Origin of the sequence: Streptomyces nanshensis (assembly GCF_001751255.1) — a bacterium.
Classification (GTDB): Bacteria; Actinomycetota; Actinomycetes; order Streptomycetales; family Streptomycetaceae; genus Streptomyces; species Streptomyces nanshensis_A.
In genome coordinates, this window is the sequence record NZ_LJGW01000153.1 from 1 (window position 1) to 201 (window position 201).

The 201-nt window shown below is 77.1% G+C and carries 1 protein-coding gene; it reads right to left on the bottom strand.

The genetic code is table 11. From position 1 onward, the window contains the following. Positions 1-201: biotin carboxylase domain-containing protein (locus AN218_RS37440; RefSeq protein WP_216311747.1), on the bottom strand; the 201-nt coding region annotated here is incomplete at both ends.

Genomic DNA, 201 nt, shown 5'->3' on the forward strand with positions numbered 1-201 from the left:
TCCGCCAACGCGGCGGCGAGCGCGGCCAGTTCGGCCGCCGTGGCACCGCCCGTCGCACCGCCGCCCGCGGCGTCCGTACCGTCCGGGGGCGCGGTGAGCGCGTCCAGATGGCGGTCGTAGAAGCCGGTGTCGAGGCGTGCGGCGGCGAAGTCCGGGTGCCGCAGCGACCGTACGAGCAGATCGCGGTTGGTCGACGGGCCG